The sequence below is a fragment of the Hyphomicrobiales bacterium genome (genome assembly GCA_030688605.1).
GTDB lineage: Bacteria > Pseudomonadota > Alphaproteobacteria > Rhizobiales > NORP267 > JAUYJB01.
Genome location: JAUYJB010000145.1, coordinates 19,092 through 36,075 on the forward strand (window position 1 = coordinate 19,092; position 16,984 = coordinate 36,075).

10 protein-coding genes are annotated in these 16,984 nt (G+C 65.9%); 6 read left to right on the forward strand and 4 right to left on the reverse strand.

All coding sequences use genetic code 11. The features are described 5' to 3' along the window. Nucleotides 1–11: 11 nt before the first annotated feature. A complete protein-coding gene (locus Q8P46_15235) occupies nucleotides 12–3,614 on the reverse strand; it encodes an AsmA-like C-terminal domain-containing protein (GenBank protein MDP2621498.1) in 3,603 nt (1,200 codons plus the stop codon). A 242-nt stretch (nucleotides 3,615–3,856) separates the two neighbouring features. Here Q8P46_15235 and Q8P46_15240 point away from each other — a divergent pair, with 242 nt between their 5' ends. The 3 genes from Q8P46_15240 to Q8P46_15250 all read left to right on the forward strand — a co-directional run bounded on the left by Q8P46_15240 (nucleotide 3,857) and on the right by Q8P46_15250 (nucleotide 6,691). Then, the gene (locus Q8P46_15240; protein MDP2621499.1) at nucleotides 3,857–4,330 is read left to right on the forward strand and encodes a peroxiredoxin; all 474 of its coding nucleotides are present in this window, start codon (nucleotides 3,857–3,859) and stop codon (nucleotides 4,328–4,330) included. Nucleotides 4,331–4,434: 104 nt separating this feature from the next. Further along, a complete protein-coding gene (locus Q8P46_15245) occupies nucleotides 4,435–5,793 on the forward strand; it encodes a M23 family metallopeptidase (protein MDP2621500.1) in 1,359 nt (452 codons plus the stop codon). 94 nt (nucleotides 5,794–5,887) lie between these two features. Further along, nucleotides 5,888–6,691 (forward strand): alpha/beta hydrolase, encoded by an 804-nt coding sequence (locus tag Q8P46_15250; GenBank protein MDP2621501.1) that lies wholly within the window; start codon nucleotides 5,888–5,890, stop codon nucleotides 6,689–6,691. A 14-nt stretch (nucleotides 6,692–6,705) separates the two neighbouring features. Here Q8P46_15250 and prfB read toward each other — a convergent pair. Further along, a protein-coding gene (gene prfB / locus Q8P46_15255) for a peptide chain release factor 2 (GenBank protein ID MDP2621502.1) occupies nucleotides 6,706–7,837 on the reverse strand; the annotation gives its coding sequence in 2 pieces (ribosomal slippage) (nucleotides 6,706–7,767 and nucleotides 7,769–7,837; 1,131 coding nt in all). A gap of 180 nt (nucleotides 7,838–8,017) precedes the next feature. Here prfB and Q8P46_15260 point away from each other — a divergent pair. Further along, complete coding sequence (locus Q8P46_15260) at nucleotides 8,018–10,189, forward strand: polyprenyl synthetase family protein (protein MDP2621503.1); 2,172 nt, start codon at nucleotides 8,018–8,020, stop codon at nucleotides 10,187–10,189. Between the two features lie 7 nt (nucleotides 10,190–10,196). On the opposite strand, the gene Q8P46_15265 is transcribed toward Q8P46_15260, so the two are convergent. Both Q8P46_15265 and Q8P46_15270 read right to left on the reverse strand, forming a co-directional pair. Beyond that, a complete protein-coding gene (locus Q8P46_15265; GenBank protein MDP2621504.1) occupies nucleotides 10,197–12,695 on the reverse strand; it encodes a penicillin-binding protein 1A in 2,499 nt (832 codons plus the stop codon). 188 nt (nucleotides 12,696–12,883) lie between these two features. After that, on the reverse strand, nucleotides 12,884–14,104 hold the full coding sequence (locus Q8P46_15270) for an N-acetylmuramoyl-L-alanine amidase (protein ID MDP2621505.1): 1,221 nt from the start codon (nucleotides 14,102–14,104) through the stop codon (nucleotides 12,884–12,886). Between the two features lie 343 nt (nucleotides 14,105–14,447). Here Q8P46_15270 and Q8P46_15275 point away from each other — a divergent pair, with 343 nt between their 5' ends. Next, nucleotides 14,448–14,672, forward strand: a complete 225-nt coding sequence (locus Q8P46_15275; protein ID MDP2621506.1) for a hypothetical protein — start codon at nucleotides 14,448–14,450, stop codon at nucleotides 14,670–14,672. A gap of 216 nt (nucleotides 14,673–14,888) precedes the next feature. Beyond that, nucleotides 14,889–16,984 (forward strand): ribonuclease E/G (locus tag Q8P46_15280; protein MDP2621507.1); only part of this gene is annotated, 2,096 nt, incomplete at its 3' end.

Below are 16,984 nucleotides of genomic sequence, written 5' to 3' on the forward strand. Positions count from 1 at the left end.
GGGGGAACCGCTCATTGGATTTCGGGAGGCCTTGTGCGTGACGGCAATTCGCCTGTGGCCGGGTCCGCCGGCGCTGCGTCGGCACCGACGTCGACCGACGGCTGACCGAAATTGAAGATCTTGCGTAGGATCCCGGGCGTGACCACGGACAGCGGGTTGACCGTGACCTGGGGATCCGAGGTGGAGCCGGTGATGGCGAAGGTCAGCGCCACCAGGCCCTCATCCCGGCCGCCGATCAGGATCTGGCCCAGCACCGGTACGCGGCTGAGAAGATTGTTCAAGAGATAGGCGGGAATGAATGTGCCCTCGAGAGCGATGCGGTGCTCGGCGAAATCGATGGTGCCGCCCATGGTGGCGCCGACGCTGGGACCTCGGATCACCGACTCGCCGAGCTTGAACTGGCCCGGCCGCCGCTCGAATGGCATGCGCAGCCGGTCGAAGCGGATGCCGGCAGTCTGGACGCCGTTCTGCGGATTGCCGCGCTGGGTCGTCGCGGCTTGGTTGATGGTGGTGAGCACCGGCTCGTTCTGGATGCGGAAGTCGAATGCGTTCAACAGCCCCATTGTCGCCTCGCCCTCCTTGGCCGGCAGCTTCATGTCGAGCTGCAGCACGCCGCCCTCGGCGCGCCGGTAAAGGCCGGAGAAGCGGAACGCCGCTCCGGCATCGTCGGCATCGACCCGCAGTTTGCGCGTGCCAGACCCGGCGGCTTCGGAAATCACAGTGCGGAAATTCGCCTGGCCTTGCAGCCGGCCGGTAATGTCGAGTTGGGATATCTGCCCCGAGGCGCTGACGAGATGGACGCGTGCGTCGGCCAAATAGGCGTCCTCTTGGCCGACGATACGATCGATCTCGGCCTCAAGCACGATGCGCGGACCGCCATCGGCCGGCTTGGCCTCGCCGTCCGCCTCCTCGTTGAGGCTCGTGACGCTGTCGACCAGCTCCCGCGCGTCGAACACCGCGCCCTTCAAGGCGAGATGCCATTCGCGCTTGGAGACCCGGTCGGCGGCAAGCGACATCTCGTCGCCGGGCTGCAGGACGAACTCGGCGAACCGGACCGTCTCGACGTCGCCGTCGGCGGCGACGACGACGCGGCCACGAATCTTGGTCCCGTCGCTGTCGAGGGCAAAATTGTCGAGCACATAGCCGCCGCCTCGCCGTTCGCTGGCGACGAAGGACAACTCCCCGGGCACGCCCTCCGGCTTGTCCCAGCCGAACGGGGTGCGGGTGACGGTTGCCTGCTTCAGATCGGCGATGATGTGCGTCCGCGTTTCGCCCTCGCGTCCCTTGCCGAGCGCGCCGTCGGGTTCGAACTGGAAGCGCACGGGGCCGGTGAGATGCGGGAATTCGAGTCCGTACTCGCGCCGGTCCGCGTCGTTGAGCGTCATGGTGACGAAGAAACGCGCCGGATCGCTCTTGCTCTGCTCGAAGGGCAGGTACCACACGAGCCCCGCCGGCCGGCCCGCCACGAGCACTTCGCCCTTGGCGCTCAGCGTCTCATCCTTGACGCTGATCAGCAACACGCCCTCGGCGAAGTCGCGGTCGGCGAAGACGCCGGCGCCGGAGAGCTCGTTCAGCTCCGCCTCGGAGCCGATGCGCACTTCATCCAGGGTCACGTCGTCAAGCAGCGGCAGATCCAGTTGCAGCGCCACCTCGCCGCGGCCGCTGAAGTCGGCGGGCGCGATGCCGACCCGGCCCGGATAGCCAAGCGGTTCATGGTCGAGCAGCTCGAGCAGGCCGGTGACGCCGCCTGTCACATTGACGGCAATCTCCCCGTTGGGAACCGGGTCGGCGATCTTGGGGACCAGGAAACGGCCGCCGGAAAGCTCGAGCCGCTCTCCCGAGGCCAGCTCCACATGGGCGTTGTCAACATCGAGCGCGAAGAGGTCGCCGACGATCCGCGCACGGCCGTCCGCGCCGCGGATGAACGGCATCGGGCCAAGGTAGGACGTGACCAGGTTCCTGAAGCCGAAGTCGAGTTGCAGCGCCTCGTCGGGGATCGATCCGCCGGCCTCGATGCGCGCCAGGAGCCCGGGCGGAAAGTTGACCGAGAATGTGCCCCCGGTCACCTCGCCCGAACGGATGTTCTCGGCCACCCAGTCGCGCGCCCCGGGCGCCGCAAAGACCGGCCACACCGCCTTCAGCGTCCGTATCGGCATCGGCGCGAAGGTGCCCGACACCTTGACCGCCGGCGACCCCTCGGCCGCAGCGACGGTCCCCGACAGGGCGACCACCGCCTCACCCGCGGCGAGCTCGCCGCGCTCCAGGCGCAACGCGCCGGTTGCGATGTCATAGCTTCCGGCAACACCGATGCGCTCGACCGGAAGCGGCGGCTCGGCGACGTCCGACGATCCGAGCAGAACGTCATGCGCTTCAAGAACATAGTGCCAGGAATTGGCGTTTTCGTCGTCCGCGTTGAGCGGGTTGCCCGGCCCCGTGACGAGGCCGGAAAGCGTGATCTGCGTCTGCCTTGTCGCCAGCTCGGCCTTCTCTACGCCGATGACCCGGCTCGTGGCGTTGTAGGTGAGATGCAGCGCTCCCTCCTGGACCGGAATGCCAGGGCCGTCAACGCCCGGCGGCCGCAGCCGTCCGGCGCCGAGGAGCGCGGTGAAGGTGGCCGCATGGAGCGTGCCGTCGTCATCGAGATCGCCCGTGAATTCGGCGCTGACCGGAAGGTCGAGCGCTCGCAGGGGGGCGTATGCGTCGAACCCCTGTCCGATGAGGCGGGGCACCAAATCATCGAAGCGACCGGCGATGTGCAGTCCGTCGTCGCGGGCGCTCAAGGTCGCCTGCGCGCGCACGGCGATGATCTCATCGCCAAGGCCGATGTCGGCCTCAGCGCCAATTTGCAGGTCGCCATTGCTGCGCGTCACCACGACGCTGCCATTGGAAATTTCCCAGCGCCGGCCGAGGCGTTCATGAAAGAAGACCAATGTCGCGTGGCGGATGCCGATGGCGTCGAGCCCGGTCAGTTCGTTGCGGCCCTCGCCGGCGAGAACGGCCTTAATGAAGCGGATGCTTTGCTGCGCGGAGGGGGCAGCGCCCGCCGCGTCCGCGGCGGGCGCGTCGCGGCCGGCCGGGCTCTTCGCCGCATGAGGCGCGGGTGGTGTTTCGGCCAGGCTGACGGCGATGCGGCCACCCGGCTCATAGGCAACGGCGAGCCGCGGCCCGATCAGGTCGATGCTTCCCGCCACCACCCGCCCGAGCAGGAGCGGCATGAGCTTGAGGCCGATGGCGGCCTTGGGAGCCTCGCCGATAAGAGCGCCGTCGGCGTCGTGCAGCCGCAGCGATTTGAGCCGCAGCGACACCCCGGCGGCCGAATCGGATTTCTCCAGCACCGTGTCGCCGATGGCGACCGTATAGCCGCCGAGCTGCGCATTGACCGCTCGCTCGATGGGGGCGGTCAGGAAGCTCACTGAAATCTCGCCTTTTGACAATTGCCACGCGAAGAGGGCGACCGCGACGCCGGCCACGATGGCCACCCCGGCGATCGTCTCCAGGACGATTCGGCTGGCGCGGCGGCTTCTGACGTGGATGCGATGCCTGCTCAGCCAGGCTCCAAGCCAGCTCTTCTTGCTGCGTCTCTTGCTGGACTTCCTTCTGGGCCTATTCCCCATGCAATCTCTCGCCAATCCGCGTCCCGGTTCTTCGGGCACCCATGGACCGCGCGCCTACCGGCGCCGGTCGCAGAAAGCGCGGCCTCGGCGGTAACGCCAGCCGCCCCATCCTCGCCCACCTTTGCCGATTTCCTCTGATTGCGGTTTCAGTTTCAGTTAAGGATGGCCGCTCTCGCCCATCGTAAGGCACAGTCCACAGAATTACGAGGAACCATCCAACAATGACGAAAGGAAGGCACGAAATGGTTAAGACGCTGGCCGAAGGCGATCCGGCGCCGGAGATTGAGCTTCCTGCCGATGGCGGCGCCTCATTCAGTCTCGCAGCGCTTAAGGGCCGCAAGGTGGCGGTCTATTTCTATCCCAAGGACGACACGCCCGGCTGCACCGCCGAGGCGATCGACTTTTCCGCGCTCCGCGACGCCTTCGCCGCGGCGGACACGGAGGTGGTCGGCATCTCTACCGATTCCGCCCGCTCCCACGATGCGTTCAAGAACAAGCATAGCCTCGGCCTCACGCTGGCCGCCGACGAGGAAAAGAACGTGGTTCAGGCCTATGGCGTGTGGGGCGAAAAAAGCATGTACGGCCGCACATTCATGGGCGTCGTGCGGTCCACCTTCCTGATCGATCGGCAGGGGCGGATCGCCCGCATCTGGCGCAAGGTCAAGGTGACGGGTCACGCGGCGGAAGTGCTGAAGGCGGCACGCGCCCTTGCTTGAGGCCCAGGCCGGCTATTTTCCGAATTCTTAACCTTAACAGGGAATATTCGGCGCAACCGGGGCTTGGGGAGCCTCAACCTGTTGGTTAATGCGCCGAGTGATCGATGTTTGATTCCACGTTGTGCTGTCGAGTTCCCGCACCTATCCGAAAACTCATCGGGTCCGCCGCGCCCCGCCGCCCGGCCGAAGCCAGCGAAAGCAGCCCCTGGCGGGCGCGCGACTGGCAGGCCTCCGCCTGCACGAGCCGCTGGCCGACGGCAATCGTATCGTTCGCCGTCTTCACCGCGACCGTCTGGGGGATTGCCGCAACCGCCTTTCTCATCATGCGCAACGATCAGGTCGCCGAAAGCGTCCAACAGCGGGTCGCGATGCAATCGGCCTATGAGGAGCGCATCAGTCGGCTGCGCTCGGAGGTCGACGCGGTCAATTCGCGGCTGATGCTCGACCAGGACTCCTTCGATGCCAAGCTGGAGGCGCTGCGCCAGCGTCAGGCCTTGCTGGAGCGCCGTCAGACCGAGCTTGCCGGCCTCCTCGACGGGGCCCGCCACCCGGCGCTTGCGGCAATTTCCGGGATCATGGCGGCGGACGCGGCGGACATCCTTCCCACGAGCGCAAGCAACACCGAGACGTCGCGCGAGATCCGCCTCGAGTTTCCGGTCCGGGGCGGTCCGATGGAGCCGGCCGCGGACCAGACGGCCGCAAGCAACGCGGCCGAGCACGCGCTGATGCGGCTATCGCAATCGCAGGACCGGCTCGAGGCCGCGCAGCAGGCGATCCTCGACGGTCTCGAGGCAAGCGCCGCCGCGGTGGCCAATACCATCGAGAAAACCGTCGCCGATCTCGGCTTCGACGCCAGGGCGTTCGCCCCGCAGCCGATCTCATCGGCGCCGGCGGTCGCGGCGGCTGCCTCGCTCGGCGGACCCTTCGTTCCGGTGCCGCTTTCCGGCCCCGAAGCCAAACCGCCCTTCGAGCGCCAGGTCGGGCGCGTGCGCACCGGCATCGCCCGCTCCGTCGGGCTTTATGACGACCTAGTTGCCCTGCCGCTGCGCGGACCGCTTGGCAACGACCGCGACGTGAGTAGCGGCTTCGGGGAGCGCCGCGATCCGTTCCTCGGCTCGATGGCACTGCATGCCGGGCTCGATTTCCCCGCCAACCGCGGCGCCGACGTTCGCGCCACCGCCGACGGCGTGGTGACGATCGCCCGGCTCTATGCCAGTTACGGTAAGATGATCGAGATTGAGCACGGGAACGGCGTCTCGACCCGTTACGGACATCTCAGCTTCATCGCGGTGGCCGACGGCGAGCACGTCAAGGCCGGCGACATCATCGGCCGGGTCGGCACGACCGGGCGCTCCACGGGCCCGCACCTGCATTACGAGACCCGCATTAACGGCGAGGCAATCGACCCGAACCGGTTCCTGTTGGCCGGCGACAGGTTCGTGGCAGCCATCGGCACGGATTAGGCTGTATCATCGCCAAGGGTAAACGGTGGGCGCAGGTTCACGCGAGCCTGCGGTAGCTTCCATGTTTTCGAGCGCGATATGGTCCCTTATCCTTTTGATTTTGGGCGCTTATCTGGCCCTGGCGTTGCTTGCGTTCCTGTTCCAGGCCCATCTCGTCTATTTCCCCAATGTCCCGTCCCGCGCCCTTGCCGCGACCCCGGAGAGCGCCGGTCTCGGCTATGAAACGGTAGATTTCGCGGCCGATGACGGCATCCGCCTCAATGGCTGGTTCCTGCCGGGTCCCGCCGAGACGCGTGCGACCCTGCTGTTCTGTCACGGCAATGCCGGCAACATCTCGCACCGGCTCGACTCGCTGAACATCTTTCACGATCTCGGATTTGCCGTCTTCATTTTCGATTATCGCGGCTACGGCGACAGCGCAGGGACGGCGTCGGAACAGGGCACCTATCTTGATGCCGAAGCCGCATGGCGGTATCTGACCGACGAGCGCGGCGTTCGGCCGGACGATATCGTCATCTTCGGGCGCTCGCTTGGTGCCGCCGTCGCCGCCCATCTCGCCAACCGGCATGCGCCCAAGGCGCTGATCCTGGAATCCGGCTTCACCTCCGCGCCCGACCTCGCGGCGCAGGTCTACTGGTTCCTGCCGGTGCGCTGGCTGTCGCGCTTCGCCTACGCCACCGCGGCGTATCTTGCGCAGGTGCACGCGCCGGTGCTCATCATCCACAGCGTCGATGACGACATTATCCCGGTCCGGCACGGGCGGGCCCTGTTCGCGGCGGCCAACGAGCCGAAGCAATTGCTGGAAATGAGGGGCGACCACAATCAGGGCTTCCTGATCAGCGGCCACGCCTATGTCGAGGGTATCGATGCCTTCCTGAAGACGCATCTCGGGCGCTGAAGTCCGCCGCGCCCCTAATCCAGATCCTTGACCCGCTCCCCGCCCTCGCCCTGGACGCGGGCGGCAAGCGCCGCGGCCAAGAAATCGTCGAGGTCGCCGTCGAGCACCGAGGTCGGGTTGGTGTTCTCGATGCCGGTGCGCAGATCCTTGACCAGCTGATAGGGCTGCAGCACGTAGGATCGGATCTGGTGTCCCCAGCCGATCTCGGTCTTGGAGGCGGCCTGCGCCTCGGCCTCCTCTTCCCGTCGCTCGAGCTCGGCCTCATAGAGGCGGGCGCGCAGCATCGCCCAGGCGGTGGCCCGGTTCTTGTGCTGCGAGCGCTCGTTCTGGCATTGGACGACGATGCCAGTGGGAATGTGGGTGATGCGCACCGCCGAATCGGTGGTGTTGACGTGCTGGCCACCGGCGCCGGAGGCGCGGTAGGTGTCGATCCGCACGTCGCTTTCGGAGACTTCGATGTCGATGGTCTCGTCGACGACGGGATAGACCCAGACGCTGGCAAAGCTCGTATGGCGGCGCGCGTTGGCATCGAACGGCGAGATGCGCACCAGCCGGTGGACGCCCGATTCGGTCTTCAGCCAGCCATAGGCGTTGTGCCCCTTGACCTGCAGCGTCGCCGATTTCAGCCCCGCCTCCTCGCCGGCGCTCGCCTGGATCATCTCCACCTTGTAGCTCTTGGCCTCGGCCCAGCGCATATACATGCGCGCCAGCATCTGCGCCCAGTCCTGGCTTTCCGTGCCGCCGGCGCCGGCATGGACCTCGAGATAGGCGTCGTTGGCGTCGGCCTCGCCGGAGAGCAGCGTCTCGAGCTCCCGTTTTGCCGCGTCCCGGGCGAGCTTGCGCAGGCTTTCGAGCGCCTCCTCGGCAACCGTCTCGTCGCCTTCCTCCTCGGCAAGCTCGATCAGGCCGACGGCGTCGTTGAGCTCGTTCTCAAGGTCGGTACAGGCGGAAATCTCCTCTTCCAGCCGCTGGCGCTCGCGCATGACCTGCTGCGCGGCCTGCGGGTCGTCCCACAGATCGGGTGCCTCCACCCTGGCGTTCAGTTCGGCAAGCCGGGCGTTGGCCTTGTCCCAGTCAAAGATGCCTCCTCAGGAGTTTGAGCGACTCCTTGATCTGATCGACCAGAATCTGCGCTTCAGCACGCATCGTCGAGAATCTCCGGCAAGGACGGGGTGAAGGTCGGTCCCGCCTTCCGCGGAACCGCCCGATACTTAGTCGCCGCCGTCGGCGATGTAAATGGCGACACAATGCCGGCGCGCGACATTGGCCGATCCGATGTACACTCCCGTTCGGCAAGGCTGTATCGACTCGGCAAGAGGGAGCCGAATGGAGCAAAGGCTGAAATGGCCCGATCTGTCGTCGCGGGCCGAGGCAGTGCTCGAATGGTGGTTCGTCCAAGGTTATCTTGAGGCCGCCGGCTTCGGGCGCCGCGACTTCATGCTGTCGCTGTTCCGCCAGGCGCGGCGTTCTGACGGCCGCAACGGTTACATGGCGCTGTTGTCGACGCTGGAGCCTGGGAGCGGGCGTCACGCCCTCGTCAGCCAGACTTCGCCGGAGCTGGTCGAGCACTTCGTGGAGGAGGCACCGCCGGAACTCGAGGAATTGGGGATCGACCGGCCGGTCATCGATGCTTTTATCGGCGAGATCGAGAGCAGCGGGCCGCCGGCGCCGATTCGCGTCGAGCCGGCGCAGGCCGTGCTTCGCACGGCGCCGTTCGAGGCGGTGTGGGGCGACATTTCGCTGGCCCAGGTCGGCGATTCCTTCGAAATCGGATTCAATCTTCCCGAGGACGGGCGGCGTTGCCTCCTGAAGGCCCAATCACGCGCCGCCTGGTTCACCGAAGACAGCGTCGGCGGAGAGCACGGCGTCGGTACCATGGCCTATGAGAGCTGCCCGCGCCTGTCGCTTGTCGGCTCGCTCGACGGGATCGCGCTCGCGGGCGAGGCGTGGATCGACCATCAATGGGGCGATTATGGCTGGCTGCGAAGCCCGCACGAGGATCAGCGCCTCCTGGGCTGGGATTGGTTCGGGATCAATCTCGAAGACGGCACCGACCTCATCGTGATGGTTCACCGGGATATGCGCACCGGGCAGGCTCTGGCCGGCTCCGCAATCGTCTTCGCCGGCGGCAAGCCGCCGCGCACCGTCCGCGACGTTTCGATCGCCGCCACCCGCCGGTGGCTCAGCCCCGCCACCATGATTGCCTATCCGGTGGCCTGGACCATCGAAATCCCGGCGATTGCGGCAAGGCTCCATTTCGAGCCCTCGGCCGATGATCAGGAGATCCCCGTCTTCGGCTTCCTCGACGCCATCTGGGAGGGCGCGGGCCGGGTCGCCGGCGAGATTGCCGGCCAACGGGTCGAAGGACGCGCCCGGCTGGAGCTGCACGGCTATGGCTACCTCCACGATTTCAAGGTCTTTCAAGATCGCTGGATCGATAATATCAACCGCCGCATCCGGGAATTTCTTCCCGAAACTCTCAGCCAGGACGATCTTGAATCCTATCTGGGTCGGCCGCGCTGGGGCTATGACCGGGACGCACATACCCAGATGCTCTCGGTTCCCATCTGGGATCTCTTGTCGCGCGGTGGCAAGCATTGGCGGCCAATCTTCGGCATCCTCATGCTGCAGGCCCTAGGGGTCGACCCGGAGCCCTATGCCAGGATGGTATCGGTCATCCCGGAACTCGTGCACAACGCCTCGGTGACCATCGACGACATCGAGGACGCCTCGGAGACCCGGCGCGGCGAGGAGACCCTGCACCTGCGCTATGGCCTGCCCACCGCGGTCAATATGGCCAATACGCTCTACTTCCTGCCGCTCTTGTCGCTCTCGAACCATTCCCATCTGACGGTCGGCCAGCGCGAGGCGATCTACCGGACCATCATCGAGATGTTCGTCCAGGCCCATTTCGGCCAGGCCCAGGACCTTTACTGGTCGAAGCTCGATCAAGCCGCGCGCGCCGCTCTGTGGGAGGATGAACGGATCGGCGATCTGATCCTCCAGGCGCATGCCTTCAAGACCGCCGCCGCGGTTCGCGCAACGGCGGAAATCGCCTGCATCGTCGCCGACGCCGATCCCGAAACCACGCGCGCCTGCACCCGCTTCGGCGAGAGCTGGGGCGTCGCCTTCCAGATCGTCGACGACGTCAACAATTTCACCAAGGCGCCGGAATGGGGCAAGACGCGCGGTGAGGACATCGCCGCGGGAAAATTCACCTTCGCCATCCACAAGGCGGTCGAACGGCTTAACGGCGCCGACAAGCGGCGTCTGATGGAAATTCTCGCCTGCGAAGCGCTGCGGCGCACGGAAGCGGGGCTGAGCGAGGCAATCCGCCTTGTCGAAGGCTCCGGTGCGCTTGAGGCCTGCCGGCGCTTCGCCAAGGATTTGATGGACAAGGACTGGCCCGCCCTCAGCGGGGCGCTGCCCGCATCGCGGCACAAGATGATGTTGCGCATCCTGCTGACGAAGCTGATCGACCTGCCGGTCGAGACGTGAGCCGACTTTAATAAAGCCCGCCGGTGCCGGAGGAGACTGCCCGGTCGGCGGCCGGATCGACCGTCAGCGCCCGGCCCTGATCGTCGGAATAGCCGATGATCGCGGTCGAATCGGGCGGATGGGTGCCCGGCTTGAAGGCCTCCATGATCACCTTCTCGTCGCCGGGCCGGGCCATCAGGCCGGTCTGGGCGTTGATGCGGTACATCTCGATTCCCGGCGGCACGCGGAACGGCACCGCCGGCTTGTCGGCCAGCGCCATTTTCATGAAGTCGCGGAAGATCGGCGCCGCCACGTGGCCGCCGGTGGCGCCACGGCCCATCGGGCGTGGCGTGTCGTAGCCGACGAAGACGCCGGCCACCAAGTCGGGCGAAAAGCCGACGAACCAGGCGTCGCGCTCATCATTGGTTGTGCCGGTCTTGCCGGCGAGCGGCTTGCCGACGGCTTTCACCGTGGTTCCGGTGCCCCGCTGCACCACGCCCTCGAGGATCGAGGTGACCTGATAGGCGGTCTTCGGATCGACGATCTGCAGCCGGTTGTCGGGCAGTTGCGGCTCGTCCTGATTGTGCCAGCTGTCCGCGTCGCAGTCGTTGCAGACCCGATCGTCATGGCGGTAGATCGTCCGCCCCCAGCGGTCCTGAATGCGGTCGATCAGCGTCGGCGTGATCTGGCGGCCGCCATTGTCGATCATGGCGTAGGCGGCGGTGAGCTTCAGCACCGTCGTTTCGCCGGCGCCCAGCGCCATCGCCAGAACCGGCAGCAGACCGTCGTACACGCCGAAACGGCGGGCATATTCGGCGATCAGCGGCATGCCCATATCCTGCGCCAGCCGCACCGTCATCACGTTGCGCGACTTCTCGACGCCCAGCCGCAAGGTCGAGGGGCCGTAGAAATCCCCGCCATAGTTCTGCGGTTTCCAGACATCCTGGCCGGCCCCGGGATCGATCTCGATCGGCGCGTCCAGGACCACGCTCGACGGCGTGTAGCCATTGTCCAGCGCGGCCGAATAGACGATCGGCTTGAAGGCGGAACCGGGCTGGCGCAGCGCTTGGGTGGCGCGGTTGAACTCACTCTCGGCGTAGGAAAATCCGCCGACCAGCGCGTTGACGCGGCCGGTGTGCGGGTCCATGACGACGATGGCCCCCTCGACCTCCGGAACCTGCATCAGCTCCCAGCCGGGGCTTGCCTCCTTGTCCTTGTCCCTCGCTTCGGGGTCGGCCTTGGGCTCGGCCGGTGCGACATAGACCACGTCGCCGACCGAGAGCACCGCATCGACCGCCGTGACTTTCTTGCCGAGGCCGCCGCCCTCCTGGGCCGCGCGCGCCCATTCGACGCCGCCGAGAGGAAGCTCGATGGTCGCGCGCGCGCTCGACAACTCGCCGGAAGGGTCGCGCGGCGGCTGCAGGCCGAGCACCGCCTTTTCCTTGTCGGCGCTGAGCACCATGGCGAGCCGCCAAGGCGCAATGCCGGCCAGCGCCTCGACGCCGCCGAGCGGCGCACCCCAATCCTCGCCGAGCTCGATATGCGTCACCGGCCCGCGCCAGCCGCGCTCGCGATCGAAGGCGACGAGCCCGCCGACCAAGGCCTTGCGGGCCATGACCTGGAGCTTGGGGTCGAGCGTCGTGCGCACCGAAAGGCCGCCCTCATAGAGCTTCTCCTCGCCGTACATGGCGTAGATCTTGCGGCGCACCGCCTCGGCGAAATAGTCGGCGGCGAAGCTGTGCGCGCCGGGCGGGCGCAGGGTCACCTCGATCGGGCTTTCCTTGGCCGCCTCCCCCTCCTCGACGCTGACATGGCCGTTCTCGATCATCCGGTCGATGACCCAGTTGCGCCGCTCCACGGCACGGTCCGGAAAGCGGTAAGGATGATAATTGTTCGGCGCCTTGGGAAGGGCCGCGAGATAGGCGGCCTCGGGCAGCGTCAGCTCGCCCACCGACTTGTCGAAATAGATGAGCGAGGCGGCCGCAACCCCATAGGTGCCGAAGCCGAGATAGATCTCGTTCAGATACAGCTCGAGGATCTGGTCCTTGGAATAAGCGCGCTCGATCTTCATCGCCAAGAGCGCCTCCTTGAGCTTGCGCTCGTAGCTGATCTCGCTCGAAAGCAGGAAGTTCTTGGCCACCTGCTGGGTGATGGTCGAGGCGCCGACGGGCCGCCGGCCGGCGCGCAAATTGTTGATGTTGGTGAAGACGGCGCGAATGATGCCCTGATAGTCGAGCCCGCTATGCTCGTAAAAGTTCTTGTCCTCCGCCGACAGGAAGGCGTGGATCACCAGGTCGGGGATGGTGTCGATCGGCAGGTAAAGGCGCCGCTCGCGCGCATACTCCGCCAACAGCCGGCCATCGGCGGCGTGCAGGCGGGTGGTCACCGGCGGCTCGTATTTGGCCAGCGCGTCGTAGTTGGGCAGGTCCTGGGAGACATACCAGACGACATAGGCGACCGCGGCAGCGCCCGACAAGCCGACAATGACGGTGGCGGCGAAGAGATAGCCTATGAAGCGAACCAGCATAGATTCCTTTGCCCGTTCAAACGGGCCGCGGGTACCAAGCAGGCGACGGTCGCGGCGGATTTGTCAACACCTATGGCGGTTGGCAGTTGAAGGCAAGTGTTTGCAGACATTATGGCGGACGCGGCTTTTTTCAGCGGTTTGTCGAATATCCGTGGCAGAAAAGCCACATAAGCCCTTGCGATTGTACATTAACTGGCGAAATAGCGCTTCAGCGCCCGAGCGATGGCGTCGGCCGCGCGGGTTCGCCACGCGGACGAAGACAATTCGCGCACATCGTTGGAATTGCTGATATAGCCGAGCTCGATCAGCACCGAGGGCACGTCCGGTGCCTTGAGGACGCGAAAGCCGGCGTAGCGGTGCGGGTTCTTGTTCAGGCGGATGCTGCCGTTCAGGCTTGCGACCAGCCCCTTGGCGAAGCGGACGGAAAAATTCTTGGTCTCGCGCCGGGCCAGATCGATCAATATGTCGGAGACCTCATCGGGCTCATCTTCCAGGTCCAGCCCGGCGATGAGATCGGCCTTGTTCTCCTTTGCCGCCAGCGCCGCGGCTTCCGCGTCCGACGCCCTCTCCGACACGGTATAGACGGTGGCGCCGCCCACCGATTGGCCGCTGAACTTGTCGGCGTGGACGGAGATGAACAGGTGGGCGCCATTGCGTCGGGCAAAGTCGACCCGCTCGCGCAAGGAAAGGAAGATGTCGTCGTCTCGGGTCAACAGAACCCGGTATCGCCCCGCCTCTTGCAGAAACGATTTGAGCGTGCGCGCGAATTCCAGCACCAGGTCCTTCTCCAGCACGCCGTCGGGGCCGACGGCGCCGCCATCGATGCCGCCATGACCCGGATCGATGACGATCACCAGCTCGTGGGATTCGCCGTGGTGCAATCCCAGCGCCGCGTCGGCGGGACTGGCCGGCGCACGCACGTCCTGCAGGCGCGCCATTTCCTGCAGGAAGGCCTCGCGGCTGGTCGCCACCAAGTCGACGACGAGGCGCGCCGGCTGACCCGCCTCAGGCGCCAGCGCGAACGCCTTATCGATCCGCACCGGGCTGTCGATGTCGAGAACGATTCGCGACTTGCCGACGGCGAAAAGCCCGTACCGGTAAGCCGATACAAGGCCGCGCCCGCTCTGCCCCGTGCTCGCCGGCAGCCGGAAATCGATCTGCGGCAGGTCGATGATGACGCGGTAGGGATCGGCAAGGGCGAAGACATGGAACGGCACCTCGCGGTCGAGATCGACTACGAACCGCGTGCGCACGGCATCGCCTCCGAGGCGCGACGCGCTCGCCGTCGCGACGGCCTGTCGGTCCTCGGCGGCAGCCGGCCGCGCAGCGGCAAGCAGGCCGAGGCAGAGACCCAGCACGCCTAAAAGAAAAACGGCCGCGCGAATCGCAGTTCGCTGACTTTGCTGCATCAATGGTTCCGCTTGCACGCCGGTCGCCGACGCTGACTGGCCGATCGCTTCACGTCTGCGCCAGGATCTGAATTCGATCGGTTCCAGTGCCGACTATGTCAACACGGCAAAGCCCCATAAAGCAATCCGGTAAATGCGAGGTTGCGGGCACGTTCCGGTGCCTCCCTCCGCCCTGCGCCGTCCTATATGACTTGCAATGCGGCGATACAGAACGTAAATACCTGATTGCTTATGGAATTCGTTCCTTCGGTTCGAAACAGCTTTTTGATAGCCCTGTTTCCCGCAAGCGACCACGTGATTTCGAGTACGATCCGCGGCGGGGCCCATCTCGACCGAATCGGCGATGATCGAGGGGCTTATCGAACGGAATGGAAGAATGACGCCGCTGTCGGCCGCGCCGCGAAAATCCGCGGACAAGGCGGTCGAACAGGCGGGCGAATCCACCGGCCCCTCGCGCGGCGAACACGCCGTTTCGGGGGCTTTGACGCCGCCGCGCCGGCCCTTGTGCCGAAATCGGAATCTTCCGATGGCACTGGCACCGGCCGATGAAAGAAAATGTGATGCGTGAGACCAGCGCGGATCCCGCCGACCTGACCCTGCCCGCTGCGGCGGATGCGGTCGGCGTCGGAGAGACGGTGGCGTCGGGCCTTCCCCGGCACGCCGTGTCCGTGCGTGGGTTTCGATCAGACCAGATGAATGGCGCGAACCCGCTTCGCCGGGACCTGGAGCGTGCGACGGCCGCTTGGCCGCCTCGCTTCGGGCCGCGCCTTGGAGACAACAAAAAATGGCTAATAAGATGCTTATCGACGCCACCCACCCGGAAGAGACCCGGGTCGTCGTGGTGCGCGGCAATAAGGTTGAGGAGTTTGACTTTGAGTCCGCCGCGCGCAAGCAATTGCGCGGCAATATCTATCTCGCCAAGGTAACCCGCGTCGAGCCGTCGCTGCAGGCGGCGTTCGTCGACTATGGTGGCAACCGCCACGGCTTCCTGGCGTTCACCGAAATTCATCCCGACTACTACCAGATCCCGGTCGCCGACCGGCAGGCGCTGCTCGCCGCCGAGGAGGCGGAAGACGCGCGCGCCGATAAGGCCGCGGCGGCAAGTCGCCGCGAGCGAGCCCGCGCAGCCGATGAAGCCGAATCCGAACCGCAAGCCGCCGCCAAACAAGGCAACAGCGGAAAAAACGGCAATGGCAGCGGCATTGAACCGGAGAACGACAACAATGTCCCCCACGGCAAGGGGCTTGTCGCCGAGACCGGCGGCGGCATTGAGGAGTTCGCCGAGGACGACGAAACGGTAGAGTCGGTCGGCGCGGAGGATGCGCTCGAGGAGCTGCCAGTTCGCGGCGAAAAGAGATTCCCTCGCACCTACAAGATCCAGGAGGTCATCAAGCGGCGCCAGATCCTGCTGGTGCAGGTGGTCAAGGAAGAACGCGGCACCAAGGGCGCGGCGCTGACCACCTATCTGTCGCTCGCCGGGCGCTATTGCGTGCTGATGCCCAATTCCGCGCGCGGCGGCGGCATCTCGCGCAAGATCACCAGCATCGCCGACAGACGCCGGTTGAGAAAGGTCGCCGAGGACCTGCAGTTGCCGAAGGGCATGGGCGTAATCCTCAGGACCGCCGGCGCCAGCCGCACCAAGGCCGAGGTTAAGCGCGATTTCGAGTTCCTGATCCGGCAATGGGAGAGCGTGCGTGAGTTGACGTTGAAATCGACCGCGCCGGCCCTCGTTTATGAAGAGGGCAGCCTGGTGCGGCGATCGATCCGCGATCACTACTCGAAGGAGATCGACGAGGTGTTGGTCGCCGGCGATGAGGCTTACAAGGACGCCAAATCCTTTATGCGCATGCTGATGCCGAGCCACGCCAAGAACGTCCAGCCCTACAAGGACTCAGCGCCGATCTTCACCAAGTCCGGCATCGAATCCCAGCTCGACGCCATGTTCAGCCCTCAGGTGACGCTGAAGTCGGGTGGCTATATCGTCCTCAACCAGACCGAGGCGCTGGTCTCCATTGACGTCAATTCCGGCCGCTCGACGCGCGAGCACAATATCGAGGACACGGCGCTGTCGACCAATCTGGAGGCGGCCGCCGAGGTTGCCCGGCAGCTGCGCCTGCGCGACCTTGCCGGCCTCATCGTCATCGATTTCATCGACATGGAGGAAAAGCGCAATAAGCGCGCCGTGGAGCGCAAGCTGAAGGAATGCCTGCGCCTTGACCGCGCCCGCATACAGGTTGGCCATATCAGCCATTTCGGCCTCTTGGAGATGTCGCGCCAGCGGCTGCGGGCCGGGGTCGTGGAAGGCTCGACCCAGACCTGCCCGCACTGCCTGGGGACTGGCGTCATCCGCTCTACCGAGTCGGTGGCGCTGTACGTGCTGCGGGCCGTCGAAGACGCGCTCATGAAGGGCCACCCGACCAACCTCGCCGTGCACACCAATGTCGACGCGGCGCTTTACATTCTCAACCAGAAACGAGGCCATCTGCGCGCCATCGAGAAACAGTTCGGCGTCAGCATTCTGATCGAGGCGGACGAAAAGCTTGTCGGCACCCAATACGAAATCGAGCGCGGCGAGCCGGCGGCGTGGCCCGCCGGCGCTCCCGAGGCGGTGACGGCGATGGCTGAGGTTGAGGAGGAAGGAGAAGAGGCGATCGAGGCCGAACGCGCAGTGGACGAAGAGGACGAAGGCGAGGCCAGGCGTGGCCGACGCCGGCGCCGGCGGCGCGGACGCGGCCGTGGCCGCGAGATCGAGGAGGCCGCGACCGAGGGCGAGGTCAGGCAGGGCGATGGCGGTGAAGAGGCCGAGCAGGCGCCGGCGGCAAGATCGGCCGAAGGCCCCGACGGCGGCGAACGCGAGGGCCGGCGTCCGCGCAGACGCGG